This is a genomic window from Myroides fluvii, from assembly GCF_009792295.1.
Classification (GTDB): domain Bacteria; phylum Bacteroidota; class Bacteroidia; order Flavobacteriales; family Flavobacteriaceae; genus Flavobacterium; species Flavobacterium fluvii_A.
This window is the reverse complement of the sequence record NZ_CP039934.1, coordinates 1,680,869-1,705,918: the sequence shown is the minus strand read 5'-3', so window position 1 is coordinate 1,705,918 and position 25,050 is coordinate 1,680,869. Positions and strand designations below refer to the sequence as shown.

Genomic DNA, 25,050 nt, shown 5'->3' with positions numbered 1-25,050 from the left:
GCTATTATTCGTATTTGATGTAGTGTAATACATCTATAGTAACCGCTTTACGCGCTTTATACCAAACAATAAGTAGAGTCAAACACAAAATCACAATCAAACTCAGAAAATAGGTCATCCATTCAATCTCGATGCGATAGGCATAACCACTCAACCAGCTTTCTAGCAAGTAGTAACTTGGAATAATAGCAAGTAAAAAACTAATCACCCCGTAATACACATAGTGAAGCATTAGCTTTTTTAGGAGGTGGAAAGAATTCGCTCCTAGTACCTTCTGAATGGCTATTGCTTTTAATTTGCTTTGTATCACAAAAGAAGCGATGGCAAATAAGCCAAACAAGGCCACAAAAACGACTCCAATACTCAAAACATTAAATACTTTTCGCTCGAGTAGCACTTGCTCAAATGATTGAGCAAACTGTCGATCTACAAATTCATAGTTAAAAGTCAAATCGCGATCAAGGGTAAATTTCTTCCATTTCGCTTCAATTGCTTTGATGGTTTGTTCAATAGGTTCCTCTTGTTTAATTTTGACATATACTTTTTCAATACTCCCCATCTTATGGTCTATCCCTTTCATATAAAAATATACCGTTGGGCTCACTTTATCTTCTAAATTCATGGAGTTATAGTCTTGGATTACTCCAATGACGTTATAGGAGCTATTGGCTGTACGCAATGTTTTTCCTAAGGGATTTGTTATTCCAACCTCACGAACAAAAGTTTCATTCACCACAATATGTTGGATGGAATCTGACGCATAGAGCGAATTGTAATCCCGTCCTTGAACTAAGGGGATTTGAAAAAGATCAAAATAGTTATAGTCCACTTGTACCACAGTATAAATGAAATCTTTATCCTCCATACTACCTGTAGTTAAAGCTGAACCACCACGTCCAAAAACTTGATCGGATGCAGATACTCCTTCCACACCTGGAAGTTGCTCTACTTCTTTTTTAAAAGTTTCATACTTTTCCAAAAGCAGGTCATTGTTCTCCCATCTCAATGCTTCGTTCAAGCTAAAGCTGATGACTTGATCGCCTTTAAAGCCTAAATCTTTATTGAGCATATAGTACACTTGTTCATTAAAAATAAAGGTACTGCTAACGAAAAAGCAAGCGATGGTAAGCTGGAGGATTAAGAATATCGTTTTGAGTATCGATCCCTTTTGCGTAGACAAGAAATTGCCTTTCAAAATTGTAGTTACCTTTTGTCTTGTTACATACAATGCGATGATTCCACCGGTCAGTAGAGCGATACTAATCAATAACACTAGAAAACAAACGCTCACCATGGTGATAGATAGCTCTATTTGTGTATCTATCATGAGGTTGAGATAAGGCAACATCACTCCCATAAAAAAGATACTAACCCCCAGTGCTATACTCAAAGTTAGCGTTGTTTCAAATGCAATCTGCCACACGATATAGAACCTACTTCCTCCAAATATCCGTCTCATGCCCATTTCTTTGGCTCTCGATAAAAACTGAGTGATGGAAAAATTGATAAAATTGACCACGGCCAAAGCAAAAATAACAAGCGTCAATCCCCAAAAAATATAAATCATGTTGAGATTTCCACTGCTTTCTGGTGTCTGTTTCCCATAGGGACTTAAGCGAACCGTAGCTAAATCTTTCAAGAATATAGGATCATTGAGCATGTCTTTTTGCTTCAATTCTTCAACACTTATTCCGTACCTTTTAGCTTCTGGTTTATAGTAATGTTCCTCTAATGTTGCGTGAATAGCATCCAATGCCTGATCGGGTTTGTCTGTTTTGAGTAATACCCCAAAAAAACGATCCTGCCAATTCGTTCTTGTTGCAATCATTTGGTCCATTACCGCTATAATTGCCTCGGGCATAAAGCTGCTCTTGTGATTACCTAAGGTAAAAACACCCGTTATCACCATCCACTCGTCATTCACATATACTTCTTTCCCCAAGGGGTTTACCCCTCGTCCAAAAATCGCAATGGCTTTTTGTTCTTCTAAAACAAGGCTTCGTTGATCTGGAAAAGCCGTTTGTGCAGATCCATAGACAAACGAATAAGGAAAAAAATCAAAGAAATTACTTTGGGCTGGCAGCACCTTGGTAAGGGGATAGGCTATGTTGTCCTTTTCTATTACAATCTCGTCATAGCCCGTATAATACGTAAAATCTTCAATAAAGGAATAGTTCTCTTTCAGTGTTTTTCCCAAGGGAAAAGGTTGGTTGATCGATGTAAAATCCTCGTGACGATTCAACACCATAAAAATCCTATCCTTATCGGGATTCGATTGGTTATAGGCGTGTTCCTCTTGATAGCTAATCACAGCCAAGGTGAGGAGGGATAAACCAAAGGCCAACCCCAAGACAGTCAACATAAAATAAATTTTATTTTTTAACCAATGATAAGCATATACTTTCAACCAATTTTGTAACATAACTATTCGTATTTAATGTGCTTAATAAAGTTGATTTTTGTAGCAATTCTCATTTTTCTCCAGATGATGAAGCACACGAGTCCCATCAACAATAAAAAAGAAAAAACGAAGGGAAGTCCTTCAATTTCATACTTATACTTAAACTTATGTAACCAGGTATCCATTACCCAATATACAGGATATACAGCCATCAAACAGGCTAAAATAACCGAAACAAAGAAAGGTTTACCAATCAAAAAGAAGAGTTCATGCGTACGTGCTCCCAACATTTTGCGAATGATGATTTCTTTTTGTTTTTGTTCCACGTGCAGTGATAAGTTGGCATAAAGTCCAAACAAAGCCATAAAAACTACTGCTATACTCCAAATCAAAAACATGTGTTTTTGAGATTCAACATGCTGATAATTGGCTTTGAACTGATTGGATATTGTTTGATAATAAAAAGGATATTCGTAATCGATATTGACAATCCAAAAGGCGTGCAAACGCTCCAGTGTTTCCTGTGCATTTGCTTTCTCATCGAGTTGCACAGATAAATAATTTAAGCCATAAGGTAAAAACTCAATATCCTTCCATTGAAAGAGCAGCAAGGGTTGTACAGCTTCTTCAAAGCCATTGCTAAAATAATTTTTAATAACTCCCTCAATCAAATAGGTATTTCGATCATAGGAAATCACATTTCCTAAAGCCTCCTCTGCAGTCACGCCCATTTGAGCGACAAATTGTTCATTAATCCAAACTTTTGGTAGGCTATCTACCTCAATCGGACGATAGGCTATCTTTTCAAACCCCACCATATCAATATACTCATCATCGATTCCTTCCATTACAAAATCTGGAATCTTTTGCATCCCATAATAGGCAGTATATTTGTTTTTTATTGATTTATCCTCGTAGGCAATGGTCGCCAAGGCTACATTTTTAATTCCTTCGATCTTGCGTATTTCTTGTATTAACTTGTCGTTACGATATAACTTACGGCGTATTTGTTGGGTGAATAACTTAACCTGAACCACGCGATCCCCTTCAAAACCGCGATCTTTTTCTTCCATGAAATGCACTTGTTTCGCAATAATCCATCCTCCTACAACAAAGAAAAAGGCAATGGTCATTTGCACAAATAAACTTCCTTTTCTCAATCGCAAGCCTTTGTTTCGCTTTTTGTATACTTTGCCTTGATACAACTGACGAACAAGTCGAGTAGCATACAGGGAAAGAATCCCTCCAGCCATAAGCACAACACTACAAATTACGAAGACAATGCCGCTCCAGAGTACGCTGTGTTTAATAGCAATCGATTGGTGTAAAAAGCGATTGTAAACGGGCATACTAAATTCGATCAGCACGAGGGCAATTCCCAATGCGATCAGGGCATTTAGCAACGTCTCAAAACCGATTTGCAACAGCAATTGTCCTTTTGTACTTCCAAGCATACTACGTACCTGAAACTCCTTCAAACGCGACAATATTCCCGCTTGATTCAGGTTAATATAATTCAGCACAGCTAATAAAAAGATTAAAATAGAGCAACCGACTAACAAATTGAGTGTTTCTAATTTAGTCCGTCCTTCTAACAACGCTGTTTGTTTAGAAATAAAACGCCCTTCCCTTAAAGGAGATAAAAAAACGTTGTATTGCCCCACCTGTTCTTGTGTATCCAAAACTTGATCTTGGTTATTTTCGACCAAAGCCACTAAATTTGACTCGATGGTTTGAATCGGCGTTTTTTCTTTTACTTTGACTAATAGTCCACCCCCATTTTCTTGCCATAAGGAAGGTTCAACCTCCTCATTCCACTCGATGTTCATCAGAACAACATCCGGCATAATGGTTGCCTTTTTATCCAGTTTATACACCCCAGCTACTTGGTAAGGGCTATGTGCCAAGGACAAGGTTTGACCAATGGGATTTTGATGTGGAAAAAAACGTTGAGCGACTTTCTCAGAAATAGCAATATGCATCGGATTTTCGGCCACATCGGCTCCATTTCCATGTACAAATTCAAAAGTAAAGAAGTCAAAAAAAGTAGGTTGTGTATTTAGTATTTTACTGACTACTGCTTGGTGGTATTTACTTTCTGCATAGAAGTCAATATAGTCCAACGCGTAGTAACAATAATTGTCTATTTGCTGTTGTTGCACTAAATAAGGTCCTATCGCTGCAGGAACGACTATGGCATTCGCATCCTCTCCGACCGTAACATTGACCTCATGCAGTTGATCGACATTTGAAATCCATTTGTTGTAACTCCATTCATCTTGCAAGAAAAATAGAGACAGTAACAAACACGCAATGCCAATGGCCAAGCCTAAAATTGTCCAACAGAAGAACAAAAAGGACTTTTGCATGTTTTTCACAAATGTATTAAACCAACTATACAGCATAACAAAGGATTAATTCGATTTTACTGACCCCATCGAATCCGTATATTTTTTCAATTCTTTAGGGGTATTATAATAAATGACTTTCCCCATCGAATCCGCGTAAGCATTTAAACTCTCGATGGGATAAACCTCCGCCTTTCCCATTGAATCTGCTTCCACTTTGACAAACTTGGCTTTGAGGCTTTTTCCATCAAACTTAGCCGCACTATCAACGTTAATTGTCAAGTTTTCAGTATCACCCGTAACTGTTACATGAGCAGCACTATCCAAACTTACTTTGATATTTTTTGCTGTAATATCTCCTTCATATTTAGACGCTGAATCCAAATGGATTGTTACACTAGTCGCAGTAAAATCTCCCTTTAACGTAGCTGCCGCATCTGCCTTTATCGTTACCTGATTACCTTGAACACGTCCTTTAATTTGTACACGGGCCGTGGTACTCACCTCGTAATCTACAATCTTAGCCTGCGCGATAAACACTTTCGCTCTGTTCTTGTAAACTATATTCTTCTTGCCTTTTTTCGTACTCATATCAATATAAAGTACGCTACCCACCTGTCTCACGTCAATCTTCTCAATATCATCTTGAGCTCCCTCTACGCGAACGACATTAGATTCTGAGGTCACATCTACAGAAACCTCTATGGGCATAGACGCCACTAATTTGGTCACATTACCTGTAATTGTATGTGTTTGTTTTGCCTGCCCTTGCATCAAAAAACTAAACAACATAAAAACTAAACTCAAGAAAAAACGTATCATATTTTTTTTGTATTAAACGGTAAATACATCGACAATCTTAGTATTGATTTTTTCAGATAAAATCATACCATCCTTCATCAAAATAGTTCGCTCCGAATACGAAGCATCATGATGAGAGTGCGTTACCATAATAATGGTGGCTCCTTGTTGATGTAATTCCGTCAACAATTCCATTACTTCTGCTCCATTCTTACTATCCAAGTTTCCCGTTGGCTCATCGGCCAGGATAATCTTTGGATTATTAATTAACGCTCGACCAACGGCCACACGTTGTTGTTGACCTCCCGAAAGTTGTTGTGGATAGTGTTTTAGGCGATGAACAATATTTAATCGCTCTGCAAGTTCCATCACTCTTTTCTTGCGTTCACTACTGGGAACTTTGTTGTAAATCAAAGGCAATTCAATATTGTCATACACAGACAACTCGTCAATTAAATTGAAATTTTGAAAAATAAACCCGATATTCTCTTTTCGAATTAAGGCACGTTGATTTTCCGTTAATCCCACCATTTCCTTCTCCAATAAGCGATAGCTCCCCGAAGTGGCGTCATCCAAAAGTCCTATAATATTCAATAGGGTCGATTTTCCGCACCCTGATGGTCCCATTACCGAAATAAACTCTCCGTTTTTCACTTCTAAAGACACCTCATTTAAAGCGGTTGTCTCTACTTCTTCCGTTTGAAAAACACGAGACAATTGTTTAATTGCTATAACCATAACTACTCTTTTAGCTGTAAATAATTCACTCTTAAATAATCTTTATAACTTGATATAATAACCTGTTCTCCGGCGGATAACCCGGAAATCACTTCATAATAAGCAGGATTTTCCCGTCCAAGTTCAATGTTGCGCCTTTCTGTTTTATCTCCTTTTAGCACATACACCCATTCTCCTTTGGTATCCGTAAAAAAGCTTCCCTTTGTCAACAACAAACGCTTTTCTTTTCCAGAGAGAAATAACTTAATTCCCATACTGTTTCCCTCTTGTAGTTTTAATTCCGTTTCACTCCTAAAGTTCAACTGCACTTCAAATCGCCCATTGATAATTTCAGGTAGCACTTTAACCACCTCAACGGACACCAATTGTCCCTTGAAATCAACCTGTCCTTTTTGACCAACAACTACGCGATCCAGATAAAATTCATCGACATTAGCCACTAATTTATACCCTTCTAAAACGTCAATCTTTCCGATGCTCTCTCCTCCGTTATACATTTTTCCCAGCATGGGCTCAAACGAAGACAATCTGCCTGAAATTGGCGCTTTTAACAAGAAGTTCTGCTTGTTTTCTTTCAATTTTTCCAAGCTGCGTTGCATTACAGCAATCGATTGATTGATTTGGCGCACTTGTACTTGGTTAGACTGCTTTTCTTTTTCCACACTTTGCTCCATCAATACCTTTCTCTTTTTTTGGTAAGAAAAGCTTTCAGCCGTCTGATTCCACTCATTCAAAGATAAAATCTCTTGATCAAATAATTTCTTGTTTAGCGTATATTGTAGTTCCGCGTTTTTATATTCATATTCAATGCTGATCAGATCTTTCATCAAGCCAATTTCTTGGTTGCGTATATTCATCAGATTGACATTCAAATTATTCATTTGCTCAATAAGAGATGATTCTTGTGACATATAGGCCAATTCTGAACTCGGATTGTGTAACAAAACCAAGGGATCCCCTTTTTGGATGACATTGCCATTTTCCACAAAGATTTCACTTACAGCTCCGCCTTCCGTAATATTGATTAACAAGGATTGTAACGGCTCTACTTTCCCCTGAAAAGAGATATACTCTTCAAAAAAACCTTCTTTCACTTGCGTCACTCGGATTTCTTTTTTTGACACCTTCAGAGCGATATCTTGAAAAAAAGTAAAATACGAAGTGAGCCCTAAAAGAAGCACTCCACCAATAATTAGCAAAATCTTTTGTTTTTTTCTATTTTTACGAGGTAGAACTCTATCCATAGCACGCTGATTTACAAGAATAACAACAAAAATATGCCAAGAAAGAATAGAGCCCTAAACACCTATAATTCAACCAGATAAATATACAATCATTTTTAAGGTGTTCGATAATGAACACTCAAATGTTCGGTTTTAAATTACACAGCCCTTCGACATGAGAAAGACAAATGCTACCATCCTCGTTTTAGATGACAATACGGAAGTTTTAATCGCCGCTAAGCTGCTTTTGAAACGCCATTTCGAATCTGTTTTAACCAATAATAACCCCAAAAAGATCTTTGAAATTCTACAAGAAACGGAGGTGGATGTTATTATTTTAGATATGAATTATCGCGTGGGTTTTGAAGATGGAAAAGAGGGTATTTTTTGGTTTAAGGAAGTTAGGACGAACTACCCACAGGCGCAAATTATCCTTATGACTTCATATGGACATGTAGAAACGGCTGTCGAAGGAATAAAACTAGGAGCGATTGACTATATTTTAAAACCGTGGGACAACGATCATTTAATTGATATTGTCAAAAAAGCGGTACAACAACGACGCAAAAAAGAACAAGAGCCCTCGGTAACATCAGACACTCCAACCTATTTTGTGGGGACTTCACCCGCGATTCAGAAGACCTATCACATGGCTCAACGCGTGGCTCAAACCGAGGTAAACACCTTGATATTAGGAGAAAATGGAACGGGAAAATATGTTTTAGCCGAATACATTCACCAAAACTCAAATCGCAAACATCAACCTTTTGTTCATGTAGATTTGGGATCCCTCAATGCTAATCTGTTCGAGAGTGAATTGTTTGGTTATGCCAAGGGTGCTTTTACGGATGCAAAACAAGATACCGCAGGTCGCTTTGAATCCGCTCATGGAGGAACGATCTTTTTAGATGAAATCGGCAATGTTCCCTTACATCTACAGGCGAAACTACTGCAGGTGATACAGTCCAAATCTGTCATTCGCCTTGGAGAATCACAGCCCCGTCCTGTTGATGTGCGCATTATCACCGCTACCAATGCCGATATTGAAACAGAAGTAGCACAAAAAGAATTTCGAGAAGATCTATACTACCGCATCAATACCGTAGTGCTACCTCTACCTGCCCTAAGAGAACGCAAAGAAGATATTCCTGCTTTACTCGATTTCTTTATGCAACAATATGCAACTAAATATCAAGCTACCAGCCCAAAGATTCAAAAACATACACTAGACGCACTCTGTAACTATGAGTGGAGAGGAAATATACGCGAAATGCAAAACCGCGTAGAACGTGCGCTAATTTTAACGGATGCTGAGGAATTAAACTTGCACGACTTTGGAATCTCCGCTGCTGCAATTAAGGAAACTTCCCCTGACGATGCTACGCTTCAAGATATGGAGCGAACGACCATTATTCGAACACTGGAAAAATGCAATGGCAATATCAGTCAGACAGCAGACGAACTGGGATTATCCCGTGCAGCTTTATATCGAAGACTCGAGAAGTATAATATTAAAAACTAACAACCTCCCAATATGTCGTTTCACCTCAAAGTTTTTGTGCGTATCCTGACCATCATCGGTTTATCTTTGATTGCCGTTTGGTTGTTTTTACAGGCGTATACCTATACTTTTTTTATTGGGATACTCGTTATTATTGGCTGTTTGATTGAATTATATTCCTTTCAACGAAAATATTACGGCATTATTGATCGCTTAGTTTTAGCTATGATTTACAATGACTTTTCCTTGAAATCTAACAAAAAACAAACCAATGAGACCTTTCATAATTTACAACAACTCTATCAAAAACTACAACACGAACAAGAGCAAAATGAGATAAAGGAATTGGTATACCTCAACATTCTCAACAACTTAGAAACGGGCATTGTGATATTTGAACGAGGAGAAAAAGAATGGAATATTTTCTTAATCAACGACTATTTTGCTAAACTATTTGATATTCCCAAAGTAAAATCATGGCAGAATCTATCGCGTTTACTTCCCAACTTAACCCAATATCTCGAGCATTTAGAATTTAAAGAATCAAAGACCTCTTTAGACATGCGCATTGAAGGAGAAGAAAAACAAACGTTTATCTTACAAACTTCTATCACTACAAGTCAAAATCAGGAGTTTTATATTGTCCTTCTGGATTCCATCCAAAAGGTATTGGATAAGAAAGAAAAAGATACGTGGGAAAATTTGATGAAAGTAATCTCCCATGAGATTATGAACTCCTTGACACCTATACATTCCTTAGCCCATAATACCTTGGGCATCCTAGAAGAAGAAACCTCATTAACAGCGGATGATATGGATGACCTGAAGTTGAGTATTCAAACGATTGCCAATAGAACGGATCACTTGCGTCATTTCATCGATAATTACCGCAAACTAACCATGTTGCCAAGTCCGCAGAAAACCTGGGTAAACAGCGCTGAAATCATTGCGAATAGCATGGCTATTCTCAAGCCAATTTGTCAACAATACAACATTAATTTACACAAGACAATCGAAACACAAGTTTCTCAATATTGGGATTCCAAACAAATGGAACAAGTATTCATCAATGTATTGACCAATGCCATTTATGCGGTAAAAAATCAAGAGGAAAAAATGATTCAAGTACACGTATATGAGCGCAATAATCGCTTGTGGATTGATATCATCGACAATGGAAAAGGCATTCCTGAAGAAATAAAGCCCAAAATTTTTATCCCCTTTTATACTACTCGAGAAGATGGAGCAGGTATTGGTTTGCCACTATCCAAGAACATTGTGGAAATGCACAAGGGTTATTTGACCTTCAACAGAAAAGAGGCCTTGACGTATTTCAGTATCAATTTCCCTTTAGGTTAAGTTACAATTCTACGGGTGGAATCCAGAGCAGTGCTTTAAAATCTTGTACTTGATTGTTGTCTATGACAACGCCTTCACTTTCTAAGAGTTGTTGCATTAGATTGGTCCCGTCAAAATGATGTTTTCCACTGAGCATCCCCAAGCGATTTACGACGCGATGTGCGGGGACAGAATCATCAAAATGAGAGGCATTCATCGCATAGCCAACCATACGCGCAGAGCGAGGCGCTCCAATTGCTTTGGCAATAGCACCATAGGTTGTCACTCTTCCGTAGGGAATCTCGCGAACCACCTCGTACACCCGTTCAAAGAAATGGGTTGAATCAGCCATTAACGCAGTAATTTGTATAGCGTAATCAAACAGATAATCCCTGTGATAGATCCTATTACATAGTTTATGTTTCTCAAAAGAAAGGCATTTTCATTGGCCACTTTTCTAAAAATAGAAATATACGCGTAAAACATCAAGCCCGAACCGATTACTACGCCAATCGAAAAGATAATCGTATAAATCCATTCAAAAATAGGATAAGCATAAGAAGCTAACGTTACGCTAAGAAAAACGTAGTATGGAATAGAGAACACGTTAATTAAAGCCAATAAAGCACCGTATACATAAGGGTTCTTTAAGCGTTTAACTTCCGTATTTTCCTCTTTCTTTTTTCGCTTGGCAAATCCCAAAAAATATATCGTCAACGATCCAAAAATGACCAAGCCTATTTCGTGTAGAATTTCAGTAATAAATGGACTAGAATCGATCAGTTTCGCAAAGAAAATTGCGACATAGGTTTGGATAAAAATAACGGATAAAGCCCCTGTTATATATAAGATAGATGCTTTTTTTCCTCTTTCTTGTGCTACTTTAACAGCAGTCATATTCAATAACCCCGGAAGAGAAACGCCTATCACTGCTGCTAAGAAGCCTAAAAATAATAATATAAAGTAATGATCCATCCTTTATTTAATTCTGAATTGAATATAAGTAATGGCTTTATTTTGTTCTAAATATTGGGATTCATAAAACGTTTGGATTTCAGTGACAACTGAAGGTGCTCCTTCGTTTTTGTATACGTGGTGATTGGCGTAAATTACTTCGTGTCCTTCTCCATGTAACAAGCCCAACGTATATCCGTGCATAAATTCACTATCCGTTTTTAGGTTTACTATTCCATCATCGGTTAAGATGCTTTTATAACGTTGTAAAAACTCCGTATTCGTCAATCTATGTTTGGTGCGTTTGTATTTAATCTGTGGATCTGGGAATGTAATCCAGATTTCGCTTACTTCCCCTTTTTCAAAAGCAAATTCAATCAACTCAATCTGGGTACGCAAGAAAGCCACATTCGTTAATCCCTCTTCTACAGCCGTTTTAGCTCCTCTCCAAAAACGAGCTCCTTTGATATCGATACCAATGAAGTTCGCATTGGGAAAACGACGTGCTAACTCTACCGTATATTCTCCTTTTCCACAGCCTAATTCCAAAACAATAGGGTTATTGTTTTTAAATACTTCCGACGCCCATTTGCCTTTTTGAGGCAAATTAACCATCACTTCTTCTCTTGATGGTTGGAAAACATTACCGAAAGTTTCGTTTTCTCTAAATCGCTTTAACTTGTTTTTACTTCCCACAGGGTTATTCGTTTAAATTCGATGCAAAATTAAATAAATATAACGAAAGTAAAACCTTTTTATAGGGAACGCAAATTAAGTTTCATTTTGCGTTTTGTGTTTTGCAGCTTTCTCCAAGGTAAAAGAAAACTCTGATCCATAACCATAACTGCTTTCCACATAGATGTGTTCATCATGTGCTTCAACAATGTGTTTAACAATAGATAAACCCAATCCAGATCCTCCTACACTTCGCGCTCCACTCTTGTCTATGCGGTAAAAACGCTCAAATAAACGCGGAATATGTTCTTTGCGAATCCCCAATCCATTATCCGTAACCCGTACAATTAATTTATTCTTGACCAAGTTCTCAATGCTCACTTCCGTTGTTCCCTTTTCCTTGCCGTATTTTATTGAATTCTCGATCAAATTTGTAATTACTTGTCCAATGCGCTCTTTATCTCCTTTGACGAAAATGGGCTTGTTATACCCCAGGTCAAATAGTAAAGAAATATTTTTCTTTTTTGCTTTATACTCTAAGAAATCAAACGCGTTTTGGATCATCTCTACCAAGTCAAACTCCACGATATTCAAATGCAAATCACCAGACTCTAGCTTGGCTATCATATCCAAGTCTTTTACGATATAAATCAAGCGATCCACCCCTTGTTCTGCACGTTCTAAGTAGCGATCGCGCACCTCTAAATCATCAATAGCCCCATCGCTCAAGGTCTCCAAATAACTTTGAATCATGAATAACGGCGTTTTCAATTCATGGGATATATTACCTAAAAATTCACGTCTATATTCTTCTCGTACTTGTAGGGATTCAATTTCAATCTTCTTGTTTGTTGCAAATTTTTCAATTTCCTCTGTTAGCGTTTTCATATCCGTCGTTACTGCACTAGCACGAAGGTCGGTGTGCTCTAAGAGCGAAACTTTGTCGTAAATCTTTTTTATACGACGGTAAATAAAGTGCTCTACGCGATATTGAATCACAAAAAAAGAAGCAAAATAGACCAAAATGGTATGAATGGTCAAAAGTTGCCAAGGTCCTTCTTTTACCAAAAAAACAAATGGCAATGTAATAACAAGTGAACATATTGTTATTAAAAGCGCTGACTTAACAGCAAATTTATAGGATCTTTTAAATCGTATTGACATTAAACTACATATCTAATTTATATCCAACACCTTTAATTGTTTTAAAACAATCATCTCCTACTTTCTCTCTTAATTTGCGGATATGTACGTCAATTGTTCTACCTCCAACTACAACTTCATTCCCCCAAACGCGATCTAAAATTTCTTCTCTTGTAAATACTTTTCCAGGTTTTGACGCCAATAAATACAACAATTCGAATTCTTTTCTAGGCAAAGACAATTCTGCTCCATCAATTAAAATTTTATATTCATCTCGATTGATTTCAATATTGCCAATTTGAATAATATCGCCACTTTCCGTATCTTCAACATTCTTTAATCGACGCAACAACGCTTTAACTTTACTCATTAAAACCTTAGGTTTTACAGGTTTAGTAATATAATCATCGGCTCCTGCATCAAATCCAGCCACTTGAGAGTAATCTTCTCCTCTAGCAGTTAAGAATGTAATGATAACATTTTGTAAACTGTCAATTCTTCGAATGTTCTCACAAGCTTCCATCCCATCCATCTCCGGCATCATTACATCCAAGATAATAAGGTGAGGAAGCTCCTTTTTTGCCTTTTCAATTGCCTCTTTCCCATTCCTTGCTGTACTAACTTGATAGCCTTCTTTTTCTAAATTATAACTGATGATTTCAATGATATCTTGTTCATCATCAACTAATAAGACTTTAATGTCTGAATTTTTCATTCTTTATCTGTGTGTGTTATAAATCAGTTCAAAGATAAAGATAATACATTATGTGAAGTAAAGTTTACAATTATTTAATGTGGTAACGATTTAATAACGTTTATCGTAAAATGTGTTAAAGTAGCGATAACACACAGGACATATTTACGCTTGTTCTTTGCACTAGCTTAAATAAAATAATAAATATGAAATCAAAGTTATTATTCGCCCTATTATTTATTAGCCAAATAGTTGGGGCATCTAATGGAACGATTAAAGGAATTTTACAAGATTCAGCAACAAAAGAACCACTAGCCTTTGCTTCTGTAAGTATAAAAGGAACAACGCAAGGAGTAAACACGGATTTAGATGGTTTTTTTACTCTGGAAGTACCAGAAGGAAAACAAACCTTAACCTTCCATTATGTAGGTTATACTTCAGCCAACAAAGCAATTGAAGTAAAAGCAAACGAAACAATTGAAATTACCATTGACCTTATTTCAGAAAGCGTACAACTAGAAGGTGTTGTTGTACAAGCAACACGCTCCAAATCGAGAGAGGCAACTTTGTTAATCGAGCAACAGCGTTCAGTAGAAATGAAACAGCATATTGGTTCACAAGAACTTTCGAGAAAAGGAGTAAGTGATGTGGCAAGTGCAGTAGCTAAAACAACAGGCGTAGCAAAGCAAGAAGGAACAGGAACCATTTTCGTACGTGGATTAGGTGACCGCTATAACAGCACTTCATTGAATGGACTTCCTTTAGCTTCAAACGATCCAGAAAAGAAAAACATTGATTTAAATATTTTCTCTACGGATATTGTTGAATACATTGCCATTGACAAAACTTATTTTGCGAGAAACTATGGAGACTTTGCCGGAGGGAATATCGATATTACGTCAAAAAACCACTCTGGAGAAGGCTTTGTCGAAATTGGTGTAAGTACAAATATGAATACCAATGCCGTAAAAAAAGACGCGTTCAAAACACTATCTGATCGTAGCTTCTTCGGCTTTTCTGACACAAAAATACCGGGTAATGCATTAAAAGGATACAACTTTAAAAACTCCACACAATCAGATACCCGCAGTCCTTGGGGAGCAGGATTAAACATCAATACAGGTAAATCCTTCTTCTTTGGTGCATCTGCTTTACACTTATTCGCAACAGCATCTTTTGGCAACAACTTCAAACAAAAAGAAGGGGTTACGCGTACAGCACAAGCACAAAACTCATTTACGAAAGACTTAAATCTAGATTCTTTCGAATACAGCACCAACACTACGGGAATGTTAAATGCCAAATTTGACATTGACGATGCTAACTCAATCAAATACAACTTCTTATTTGTAAATGACTCCAAAGAGAAGAACGAAGATTACACGGGATATGTAAGAGATATCACCTTAGACAATTCAGATCATACCTACATCAATAGACAAACGTATCGCCAAGATCAATTGATGGTGAACCAATTATTGGGTAATCACAAATTAACCGATCAAATTGACTTAAACTGGGGAGCAGCATTTAACAGTATCTCTGCTCAAACACCAGACAGACAACAATATACCCTTAACAAACTACAAAACAGCGATAGTTACCAATTTTCTATTAACTCTAGATCGGATAACAACCGTTATTACGAAGATTTAAAAGAAAATGAATTAGCTGCAAACCTTGCGGCAGACTACAAATTTGGAAAAAATGAAGAGAATCTATACGACGGTAAATTAACCGTGGGATACAACTTCAGAAAAAAAGACCGAAATTTTAAAGCGACTCAGTTTGTATTCCAAATCAACAGAGAAAACAACAATAACATCAATCCAAACGCTTTAGATCAGTTCTTCAATCAATCGAACTTTGCTAACGGATATTTTGACATCTATACCTTTAGAGGAGGAGCAGGAACACCCAATGCTTTATTACCTCAAACCTATGATGGAGAATTATTCATCCACGCAGGTTTCGCAAACGTAGAATACCGCTTAACTGATAAGTTATCCGGATCATTAGGTGCTCGTTTTGAAACAATCTCACAAGATGTTACTTGGCAAACGCAATTAGATGCAGATAAAACAAGTAATAAGTTTACAAAGAATGCTTTCTTGCCAAGCTTGTCATTAAAGTATGAAGTAAATGACAACAACAACTTGCGTTTTGCTTTATCTAAAACCTATACCTTACCACAGTTCAAAGAAAGAGCGCGTTTCATCTATGAGGATGTAACTGAAATTAAAGTAGGTAACCCCGATTTATATGCTTCTGATGATTACAATGCCGATTTAAAATGGGAGTACTTTCCCAAAACAGACGAAGTTATTTCGGCTACTGTATTTGGAAAATACATCAAAAACCCAATCAACGAAATCGTTTCCGCTTCTTCATCCAATGATATTACCTACGCAAACACAGGAGATTATGGTCATGCTGTAGGATTGGAAATTGAAGTTCGAAAAAATCTATTCAGCTTTGACGATGCGTTGACGAATAAGATTACCGGAGGATTAAATGCTTCTTTCATGAAGACCTACCAAAAGTTAGACAATGAAAAAGTAAATAAAGAAAACAAGTATTTAAGCACTTCCTTTACGCATGATAATGCAAGTTTTACAGGAGCTTCTGATTTATTGTTAAATGCCGACATCTCCTACATCAAAGAATGGGCAAATGACCAAAAATTAATGGCTACATTTTCATACGCACACTTCTCTGATAAACTGTATTCATTGGGAACTGAGCAAAGTGGAAACTTAGTAGACAAAGCTTTCGGATTTTTAGATTTTACGTTTAAATACGATTTCACGAAGAACTTCGGCATGAGTTTTAATGCAAGAAACTTATTAGATCCTGCCATCGAAAGAAAACAAGAAAACTTAACACAAGACGTATTAGTACAATCTTATAAGCTTGGACAAAACTTCAGCTTAGGATTTAAATATACATTCTAAAAAATAATATTCCTGTTCACAAAAAAGCCTGCGCAAAGCGCAGGCTTTTTTTATGGAGAGAAGAGAGAGGAAAGAAGATAAGGGTAGGTTTGCTTTTTCGCTTTTTTGTTTCTTCGTCTTTTTGTATAAATTCTCCATATTTAAAAATATTCATCCTTTTTTCCTCATTCTCTCACTTGGTTTATATTTTATTTTGAAGTTCGATCTATCTCCACTTCGTTACGATTTGTTTGGGTATTGTACGTCTCTGATATAGGTTGACCATAAAAAAGTCAATTTTCCTATGAAAGTAAACGTTAAAAAAATTCAAAAGAGTCGTGTTTATTCTGAAGAATTCAAACGCGAGATTGTTAGTTTATTTGAAAAAGGGACCTATAGTGTCCTTCAAATAAGTCGTTTATACAAAATTCCTAACTCTGCAATTTACCGATGGATTTATAAATTTTCTATCTTTAATGAACCAGGACAAAGAATTGTAGAGATGAAAGCAAGTAACACAAACAAAGTAAAAGAGCTAGAAGCTAAGGTTAAAGAACTAGAGCGCATGGTTGGTCAGAAACAAATTCAGGTAGATTTCTATTCTAAACTTATAGAAATCGCTAGTGAAGAGTTAGATTATGACATATTAAAAAACTCAAACACCCCACAATCAACTGGTTCCGCCAAGAAAAGGAACAAATAAGCTATTCTTTAAATAGTTTATATCGGACTATTGGAATTAGTAAACAAGCCGTAAATCAATATGCTAAGAAACAAGTTGTTTTTGATACAGAAGTATCTAAACTTGTATTAGAGGTGGATGATTTACGAGGCGAACATCCTGGTTGTGGGGTTGAGAAGATGTACTATACTTTAAAACCCAGTTTTTTAGGTAGAGATAAGTTTATAGAGATTTTTATGAGCTTAGGGTATCGTTTGCACAAACGCAAGAATTATATCAAAACTACAGTAGCTTCTACTATACACTATCCAAATTTAATTAAAGGCATGCAGGTAAATGCTCCTTCAACCATATGGCAATCAGATATAACTTATATCAGAATAGGAGAAACTTTTTATTATGCTGTCTTTATTATAGATGTTTATACAAAGAAAATTGTAGGTTATCACATCTCTGATAATATGAGAGCACAAGCCAATATAAAAGCCTTAAACATGGCTTTTAAAAACAATACTCCTCCTTTGATCCATCATTCGGACAGAGGAAGTCAATATACTTATAAGGGATATGTTCAGTTGCTTAAAAACAAAGGAATAAATATTAGTATGGCTCTTTCTGCACAAGATAATGCCTATGCTGAACGTATTAATAGAACCATTAAAAATGATTATTTAGAATATTGGAAACCTAAAAACTTCTGTGAACTCAAAAGATTAATTAAAAAAGCAGTCAACCACTATAATAATACCAGACCTCATAATTCAATAGCTAAAATGACGCCAGTTAAATTTGAAAACAAATGGTTTGGAAAAAGTACTTTTTCCAAACCATTTATTACTATATTTAATAATGAAGTTAATGTTTAAAAACGGTCAACCATATTTAGGGACGTTCATATGCAATGTATCTCTTCTTCCTCCCTTTCTTCTTCCTCCCTTTCTTCTTTCTTCTTTCCCTACATAACAATTCATTAATATTCCGCTTTAATATCATAACAATTCAATGATAAATAGCTAACTATCAATTCATCTAAGTAGACAATCTTTGTATCAGTTAAAATAAAATAACACAATTACTTTATGAAAAGATTATTCAAATCAGCATTATCAATCGCATTAGTATCTGCATTATTCGTTAGTTGTGGATCAGACGACAATTCAAACGACAACGGAGGAGGAAATCCGAATCCTAATCCAACTGAAAACATTGGACAAACACTAAAAAAAGGACAGACACTTACTTTAGAGAAAAATAAAAAATACAACCTATCATCTAAATTGGTAGTAGAAGAAGGTGCTATCTTAAACATTGAAGAAGGTGTTGAGATCATCGGTACAGGAGGAACATCCTCTTATATTGCAGTAGCACAAGGAGGACAGATTTTTGTAAAAGGAACCAACACAAACCCAGTAGTAATGACAGCACTTGAGAAAAAGAGAGGAAGCTGGGGAGGTTTGGTAGTATGTGGTAAAGCGCCAATCAACAAGGCAAAAACAGCTACAGCAGAAGTTTCTGACTTAACCTACGGTGGAGATATTAGCAATGACAACTCAGGATCTATCCGTTACTTGAGAATTGAGTACGCTGGAGCCAACTTTAACAGTGAAAAAGAGTTCAACGGATTATCTTTATTTGGTGTTGGAAGTGGAACAAAAATCGAATATGTACAAGCACACGAAGGTTCTGATGACGGATTCGAGTGGTTTGGTGGAACAGTAAGTGCACAATACTTAGTATCGACTCACAATGATGACGATCAGTTTGACTGGACTGAAGGATGGAATGGTCAAGAAAACAAATTCTGGTATGCTAAACAAAGTGGAACTGCTGATAAAGGATTTGAAGCAGATAATAACTCAAAAACAAGAACAGCAGAACCATACTCTAACCCAACCATTGACGGTATTACGCTAATCGCAGCCGTAAAAGGAGAAGGAACAGCAATGAAACTACGTGAGGGAACAAAAGGAAAAATGAAAAACGTAGTATTAAGCGGATGGAAAACAGCTTTCGACGTAGAGCATGATGAAACAATTGCCAACGTAGCGAACGGGTCATTATTAGTAAGCAATGTAAAACTAATCGATGTTACTGAAAAAGCAAAAGGTAAAAATACTGCAGGTGCATCTGTAGATGTAAACGGTGTATTTGTAGAAGGAAACAACCAAGGTGCTGGAAATAGCGCAAATGCTCCTGAATGGACAAAAGGTTGGACACTAGGATTATAGGAATCTAACTTTTTATACTTATAATTTACAATAAGTCATTAATTTATGTTAACAAAAAATATTTGCCCTAAAAAAGCAAATATTTTTTTTATCATATAAGAAATAATCATTACTTTTATAGTATTAATTTCATTTGAATGACAAAAAAATACTTTTATAACTATCTCTTTATTGGAGTCTTTGCTCTTATGACTAGCTTGAGTGTTGCTCAAGTCAGCTCTAGCACCGTGCCTTCAAATAAAGCAACAGTTGTCAAAGCAATTGAAGGTCTTTCTATTTACCCCAATCCCGTTCAAGCAAACGGAAAAATTACAATAGAAACGAAAACAAATGAATCCAAAGAAGTTGAGCTATACAACGTGATGGGTAAAAAAATCCTCTCTACTCAACTGACTACCAAAGAATTCGTACTACCTAGTACCGTAACTGCAGGGATTTACATTATCAAAATCAAAGAAAATAATGCCTCTGCAACCAGAAAATTAATTGTAAAATAGCAATCTAGGACACCCTATAAATCTAAAGCATCATTTCAACTATGATGCTTTTTTTATTGTATTTTTGTACCAAATAATTGAATTGTGCTTACACCAGAAGATATCATCAGTATACAGACCCGAAAAGAGTTTCATAAAACCGCGATGAAAGTATATCGCTATCAATATGAGCACAATCCGGTGTATCGCACATTTTGTGATCACGTTCGAAAAACACCTACAACAGTTAGAAGCTTAGATCAAGTGCCCTATCTTCCTATTGAATTTTTCAAAAGTAAAGATGTATTGAGCAGCACGGATTCTATTCAAACCACCTTCACCAGTAGTGGAACAACAGGGAGCATCACGAGTAAGCATCACGTGACAGACTTGAACTACTATGAAGAAAGCTTTAGAAAAGGATTCTCCTACTTTTATGGCCCGATTGAAGATTATGTCGTTTTAGCCTTATTACCGTCTTATTTAGAAAGAGAAGGCTCCTCGTTGATTTATATGGCGGACGATTTTATCAAACAGTCTAGCCATCCAGAGAGCGGTTTTTATCTACATAATTACCAAGAGCTCATTGCAAATCTAGAAACCTTGGATCGCGAAGGAAAAAATGTACTTTTATTGGGTGTTACCTATGCTTTATTAGACATTATTGAGCAACATCCATTTGAGCTAAACAACACCATCATCATGGAAACAGGAGGGATGAAAGGCAAGCGAAAAGAAATGATTCGAGAAGAACTACATGCAATTCTTTGTAAAGGCTTTGGCGTGAATAAAATTCACTCTGAATACGGCATGACTGAACTCCTTTCACAAGGCTATTCTTTAGGCGATGGAGTATTTCAATGCCCCCCTTGGATGGATATTGTTATTCGAGATCCAGAAGATCCTTTTACCCTATTGGATGTACATGGAAAAACAGGAGGTGTAAATGTCATTGATTTAGCCAACATCAATTCATGCTCTTTTATCGCAACCCAAGATTTAGGTAAGAAATACGAAGATGGCAGTTTTGAAATATTAGGTCGATTTGACCATTCGGATATTCGAGGTTGTAACCTCATGGTACTATAGTCAAGCATAAAAACATAGCTTTCAAACCGATCAATGTATACAATTGCTTAAAATGACAGTGTGCTATAGAAACTTGCACGTTGTATTTTAATCCTACTCGTTATACATTCTATTTAAACAGAGCATTTAACCGCGTATAATCAACTTCGAAAATATCATTCACCTGTTCTACATGATCTAAATCTTTCATGTAGATAGTATCAAAATCCTCTCCCTCTTGCTTCATTAATCGCAGCAATTCAATTGAAAACTCCCCTTTTCGGAGCTTTAAACTTTTGGATTTATCTCCTCCTAAATAATACAAAGGATAATCGAGTCCAATTTTTTTCGACATATCAGTGATTAGATCGGACATATTAGTAAGACCAATCACATAAATATCAATTTTAGAGCCATAGGTGTTAATTACCTCTTGATATTCTAATAAACTCTCTTCTCCCGTTTCACAGTTGGGATTCCAATACACGACAAAGGAAGACCTATCCCTTTGCTCTATTTTATCGTATAATTCATTGGCCAATACCCCTTGTGGTTTATGTTGCGCTTGTATAAACACAGTAAAAGACAGAAAAAGGATTAAAAATAAATATCTCATCATATGAATCCAATGATAACATCGTCTCTATCAAACATAAACTAAAAAATTATAAAAACAGATGCTAAAAAAAAGGCAATTTTATTTTAAAATTTTCAAAAAAAAGCTGTATCGGCTGAATACTAAGCTTTTATAAAGATTATCGAAAAAGTTAGGTAACGGTGCTTATTGCTTTGCTTTTCAATGTGTTTCCGTTAGCTCAAACCAAACATACAAAATTTAACAAATACGACACAGCATTTTTTTCTATTTGAGTATTGATGTCTTTTGAGAATTTATAAGGAATTTCCTGAACATTTGCATGACTCTAAACTATCAACATGAGGAATAATACTAGTTGTAGGCTCATATCAATTTTAGTTTTCAACAGCTCCCCAACCACTCATCATAATAGCTAAGGCTTTAAAACCCCAATTCATATCATCGGCAGAATAGATGGGCGTAGCTGTTTTACTTGTTAGGTCTTGCTGATTTATGACTTGTTCTTTGATTGTTTTTGGCTTCATTACCAATGTCGGTTCTTCATTATTTAGGTAATAAATATCCAAACGCAAAATTCCCGCATTTTCATCTAAATAGAATGGATGAGTAAAATTGATGGTATTACTAAATAACGACGAAGTGTATACAGTGATTTTTTGCAACTGTATGGGCATATTTTCATCTACTATCTTTGCTGTATAAACAACTACATCACATTCATAACCTAAAACATTTTCTTTTTTAGGTTGAACCTGACGATTAAACTTACTAAAATCAACAGTATTTGTGGCATTTACACCTGTATTCTGTGAGGGTTTGAACTCGGAATATATTTTTCGGTCTTCGGCTGCAATTTCATCACTTTTGGTAAGTGTTTCTAAATACACGCTACCTTTGTCTTCGGTTGTATTGTGGTAATTGTACATATCCCAACCAAAACCACGAGCTTTTCCTAAGACTTCTTTGTTTTTAATGAAATAGGTGCATTCGGAAATATTCATTGACATAGCCAAGGCAACTAATGGATTTTGATTGCTTGTGTTTTTAATCACCTCAAAAATGGCTTTGGCTTCAGCATCATTTGTTAGCAAATCTTGATATTGCTGTGTAACATCTTCTCTGGAGAAATCTATTTTACCTATAATTTTTCCTAAATCTACATCATTACTAAAAATTCCCATTTCAACAATACCTTCGGCAAAAGGTTTATTGATAACTGTATGGTTGTCCTCTGTTGGTTTGGTTTCGTCTGACGAGCCACAACTAAACAGAAAAAATACGGATACTAAACTACTTATAATTACTTTTTTCATTACTATACTTTAAAAAAAAAGCTGTTTCTTGGTTTGAAGAAGCAGCTTTTTGATGTTAATTAACTTTCACTAATTCTACCCTGCGGTTTTTAGCTTTATTTTCTTCGGAATCGTTTGTTACTAAAGGTTTTTCAGCACCGAACCCTTTTGCTGTTAATCGAGCTTTATCAATTCTGTCTATAACGAGAGCGTTCAGCACCGAATTTGCCCGAGCCTCAGATAGCGTTTTATTGTGTGACGCATCGCCTGTATTGTCGGTATGCCCTTCAATAGCAATTTTTAACCTTTTATCGTTTTGCAATGCTTCTGCAATTTGAGTAACCACTTCTTTTCCGTCGGTCGTAATATTCGATTTGTCCACATCGAAATTGATGTACAAAATCGATTTTCCTTTTTCGTTCAAGTCTTTTACAATATCATCAGCGGTTACCTTAGTAATGGTTTGTTGAAAAGCTTCTTCCTGCAAAATATTTAGTTTTCCTCCTGCATTATTAGAAGTAAATTGGACATAAATATTCCCTTTGTCTTTTGTGCGAATTGTAAAAACTTGTATGCGTTGATTCCAATATCCTATATCTCCAGAATCACCTTTATTAGGGTCTTGTTTGTGATAACGCTCGTATTCTTCTTTGGTGATTTCGCCATCAAACATGGTAACCGCTCCAACAGAAAGCAAATAATCTTCCATACTTTTTTCAAAATAACGTTGTGAATATTCTTCGCCACGAACCGCAGAAACATTTGCCTTATACAGTTTACCTTCGAAAGGGGTCATTGTTCCATTGATGGGGAAGAAACAAACATCGAATTTTTTTTGTATAGCACCTTTATCGGCTTCTAATCCTTCCGGAAGATTGATAAAGGGAAAATCGCCAATATCGGCAGTAGAAAACGCAATGTCTTCTATATTGAAATCAGCAGCGGTATTTGCTTCTGCTGTTTTAACTTCGTTTGCTTCAACGGTAACTTCTGTGGAATCTTCTGTGCCTTCCTGCTGTTTTACAGATTGATTACAAGATACAATCAAAGCTGATAATCCAAAAATAAGGACTGTTTTTTTCATTTTTATCTATTTTTTACGGGCTATCGTAATTAAAATTGTCATCTTTCTATACTCATTTCTTTTTTCTTTACCCAAAAGTCTTTTGTTTTTTAACTGTTAGAGTAACTCCTACTATCAAAAAAGTCAAGAATACAGGATAAAGAGTAAAAAAAACAGAATGAATGGAGATCAGCGCTAGACTTAATGCTAAAAACATATGTAGGCAAGCGGTTACAATTATTCCTACTGTTCCAATGGTAAAAAAGGGATGAAATTTTTTCATGTTTTTATAATTTTTTGGTAGTCTAAAGATAAACGTCTTACTTGCTCAAAAAGCATTTAATCTATTGTTTTACACCTTCAAAACGAAAGTGAACATCTGTTTCGGACTGCGCATCTGTAGAAACACTAATGTTTTTATTAGAGCCATAAAAATGAAAAATGCCTTCTAAACTACCTGTTAAGGAAACAACATCCTGTGTATTTTCGCCAAAACAAGCACAAGTTTCTACGGCAAAGGTTTTAGGAGTTACATGCGAATATTCTTCACCTGATTTTGCGGTAATTTTTAATTTATTACTTCCTTCTTTTGTAACGATAACAATTGCATCATACCATTCATATACTCCATTTGTGTCAAATGTGCTTAACTTTCCTTTATACGTTCCCACAGCAGCGTCAATAGAGCCTTGTGTTGGTTGTTCGTATCCGTCATTATCATCATTTTTACTACAACTTGTAGCGACTGTTCCAAATGTCAATGTGGCTAATATGCCTAAAAACGCAATTTTTGTGTTTACTTTTTTCATATTATATCTTTAATTTTGAATTACAAATTTCTATAGATTTTAAAATCAAGACAATCATTGAAAACCATGATTTTGTTTCTAATGG

General features: G+C 36.0%; 23 protein-coding genes. 8 read left to right on the top strand and 15 right to left on the bottom strand.

Annotation, left to right across the window (positions count from 1 at the left end):
- Positions 1-4: 4 nt before the first annotated feature.
- Genes FBR08_RS07745 through FBR08_RS07725 form a run of 5 tightly spaced genes read right to left on the bottom strand, consistent with a single transcriptional unit; the run spans position 5 to position 7,532 of the window.
- The gene (locus tag FBR08_RS07745) at positions 5-2,422 is read right to left on the bottom strand and encodes an ABC transporter permease (protein ID WP_158962203.1); all 2,418 of its coding nucleotides are present in this window, start codon (positions 2,420-2,422) and stop codon (positions 5-7) included.
- A gap of 2 nt (positions 2,423-2,424) precedes the next feature.
- On the bottom strand, positions 2,425-4,770 hold the full coding sequence (locus FBR08_RS07740) for an ABC transporter permease (protein WP_233266286.1): 2,346 nt from the start codon (positions 4,768-4,770) through the stop codon (positions 2,425-2,427).
- Between the two features lie 45 nt (positions 4,771-4,815).
- Positions 4,816-5,571, bottom strand: coding sequence for a GIN domain-containing protein (locus FBR08_RS07735; protein ID WP_158962201.1), 756 nt, complete (start codon positions 5,569-5,571; stop codon positions 4,816-4,818).
- A gap of 12 nt (positions 5,572-5,583) precedes the next feature.
- Entirely contained in the window at positions 5,584-6,288 is a 705-nt protein-coding gene (locus FBR08_RS07730) for an ABC transporter ATP-binding protein (protein ID WP_158962200.1), read from the bottom strand.
- Positions 6,289-6,290: 2 nt separating this feature from the next.
- Entirely contained in the window at positions 6,291-7,532 is a 1,242-nt protein-coding gene (locus FBR08_RS07725) for an efflux RND transporter periplasmic adaptor subunit (protein WP_158962199.1), read from the bottom strand.
- 154 nt (positions 7,533-7,686) lie between these two features.
- On the opposite strand from FBR08_RS07725, the gene FBR08_RS07720 reads away from it, so the two are divergent.
- Positions 7,687-9,033, top strand: coding sequence for a sigma-54-dependent transcriptional regulator (locus FBR08_RS07720; protein WP_158962198.1), 1,347 nt, complete (start codon positions 7,687-7,689; stop codon positions 9,031-9,033).
- Between the two features lie 12 nt (positions 9,034-9,045).
- The gene (locus FBR08_RS07715) at positions 9,046-10,371 is read left to right on the top strand and encodes a sensor histidine kinase (protein WP_158962197.1); all 1,326 of its coding nucleotides are present in this window, start codon (positions 9,046-9,048) and stop codon (positions 10,369-10,371) included.
- 1 nt (position 10,372) lies between these two features.
- On the opposite strand, the gene FBR08_RS07710 is transcribed toward FBR08_RS07715, so the two are convergent.
- From FBR08_RS07710 to FBR08_RS07690, 5 genes are all read right to left on the bottom strand, one after another.
- Entirely contained in the window at positions 10,373-10,702 is a 330-nt protein-coding gene (locus tag FBR08_RS07710; protein ID WP_158962196.1) for an MGMT family protein, read from the bottom strand.
- On the bottom strand, positions 10,702-11,325 hold the full coding sequence (locus FBR08_RS07705; RefSeq protein WP_158962195.1) for an amino acid permease: 624 nt from the start codon (positions 11,323-11,325) through the stop codon (positions 10,702-10,704). Before FBR08_RS07705 ends, FBR08_RS07710 begins: the two co-directional genes overlap by 1 nt.
- A 3-nt stretch (positions 11,326-11,328) precedes the next feature.
- Positions 11,329-12,000 (bottom strand): tRNA (guanosine(46)-N7)-methyltransferase TrmB, encoded by a 672-nt coding sequence (gene trmB / locus FBR08_RS07700; protein WP_158962194.1) that lies wholly within the window; start codon positions 11,998-12,000, stop codon positions 11,329-11,331.
- A gap of 75 nt (positions 12,001-12,075) precedes the next feature.
- On the bottom strand, positions 12,076-13,143 hold the full coding sequence (locus tag FBR08_RS07695; protein WP_158962193.1) for a sensor histidine kinase: 1,068 nt from the start codon (positions 13,141-13,143) through the stop codon (positions 12,076-12,078).
- A gap of 4 nt (positions 13,144-13,147) precedes the next feature.
- Positions 13,148-13,837, bottom strand: coding sequence for a response regulator transcription factor (locus FBR08_RS07690; RefSeq protein ID WP_158962192.1), 690 nt, complete (start codon positions 13,835-13,837; stop codon positions 13,148-13,150).
- A 185-nt stretch (positions 13,838-14,022) separates the two neighbouring features.
- Here FBR08_RS07690 and FBR08_RS07685 point away from each other — a divergent pair, with 185 nt between their 5' ends.
- From FBR08_RS07685 to FBR08_RS07660, 6 genes are all read left to right on the top strand, one after another.
- The gene (locus tag FBR08_RS07685; RefSeq protein ID WP_158962191.1) at positions 14,023-16,770 is read left to right on the top strand and encodes a TonB-dependent receptor; all 2,748 of its coding nucleotides are present in this window, start codon (positions 14,023-14,025) and stop codon (positions 16,768-16,770) included.
- Between the two features lie 283 nt (positions 16,771-17,053).
- Complete coding sequence (locus tag FBR08_RS07680) at positions 17,054-17,452, top strand: transposase (RefSeq protein WP_158961336.1); 399 nt, start codon at positions 17,054-17,056, stop codon at positions 17,450-17,452.
- Positions 17,395-18,297 carry an IS3 family transposase gene (locus FBR08_RS07675; protein WP_199268665.1) on the top strand — a complete coding sequence of 301 codons (903 nt, stop codon included), beginning with the start codon at positions 17,395-17,397 and terminating at the stop codon, positions 18,295-18,297. The genes FBR08_RS07680 and FBR08_RS07675 overlap by 58 nt, the downstream gene beginning before the upstream one ends.
- Before the next feature lie 213 nt (positions 18,298-18,510).
- Complete coding sequence (locus FBR08_RS07670) at positions 18,511-19,659, top strand: hypothetical protein (protein WP_158962190.1); 1,149 nt, start codon at positions 18,511-18,513, stop codon at positions 19,657-19,659.
- 137 nt (positions 19,660-19,796) lie between these two features.
- Positions 19,797-20,156, top strand: coding sequence for a T9SS type A sorting domain-containing protein (locus FBR08_RS07665; protein WP_158962189.1), 360 nt, complete (start codon positions 19,797-19,799; stop codon positions 20,154-20,156).
- A gap of 84 nt (positions 20,157-20,240) precedes the next feature.
- A complete protein-coding gene (locus FBR08_RS07660) occupies positions 20,241-21,224 on the top strand; it encodes a LuxE/PaaK family acyltransferase (protein ID WP_158962188.1) in 984 nt (327 codons plus the stop codon).
- Between the two features lie 109 nt (positions 21,225-21,333).
- On the opposite strand, the gene FBR08_RS07655 is transcribed toward FBR08_RS07660, so the two are convergent.
- From FBR08_RS07655 to FBR08_RS07635, 5 genes are all read right to left on the bottom strand, one after another.
- Positions 21,334-21,822, bottom strand: coding sequence for a hypothetical protein (locus FBR08_RS07655; protein WP_158962187.1), 489 nt, complete (start codon positions 21,820-21,822; stop codon positions 21,334-21,336).
- A gap of 353 nt (positions 21,823-22,175) precedes the next feature.
- Positions 22,176-23,114 carry a hypothetical protein gene (locus FBR08_RS07650; RefSeq protein ID WP_158962186.1) on the bottom strand — a complete coding sequence of 313 codons (939 nt, stop codon included), beginning with the start codon at positions 23,112-23,114 and terminating at the stop codon, positions 22,176-22,178.
- Between the two features lie 55 nt (positions 23,115-23,169).
- Entirely contained in the window at positions 23,170-24,177 is a 1,008-nt protein-coding gene (locus FBR08_RS07645; protein WP_158962185.1) for an OmpA family protein, read from the bottom strand.
- A 67-nt stretch (positions 24,178-24,244) separates the two neighbouring features.
- Positions 24,245-24,439 (bottom strand): hypothetical protein, encoded by a 195-nt coding sequence (locus FBR08_RS07640; RefSeq protein WP_158962184.1) that lies wholly within the window; start codon positions 24,437-24,439, stop codon positions 24,245-24,247.
- 61 nt (positions 24,440-24,500) lie between these two features.
- Positions 24,501-24,965: a hypothetical protein gene (locus tag FBR08_RS07635; RefSeq protein ID WP_158962183.1), complete on the bottom strand. Its 465-nt coding sequence runs from the start codon at positions 24,963-24,965 to the stop codon at positions 24,501-24,503.
- Between the last annotated feature and the right edge of the window lie 85 nt (positions 24,966-25,050).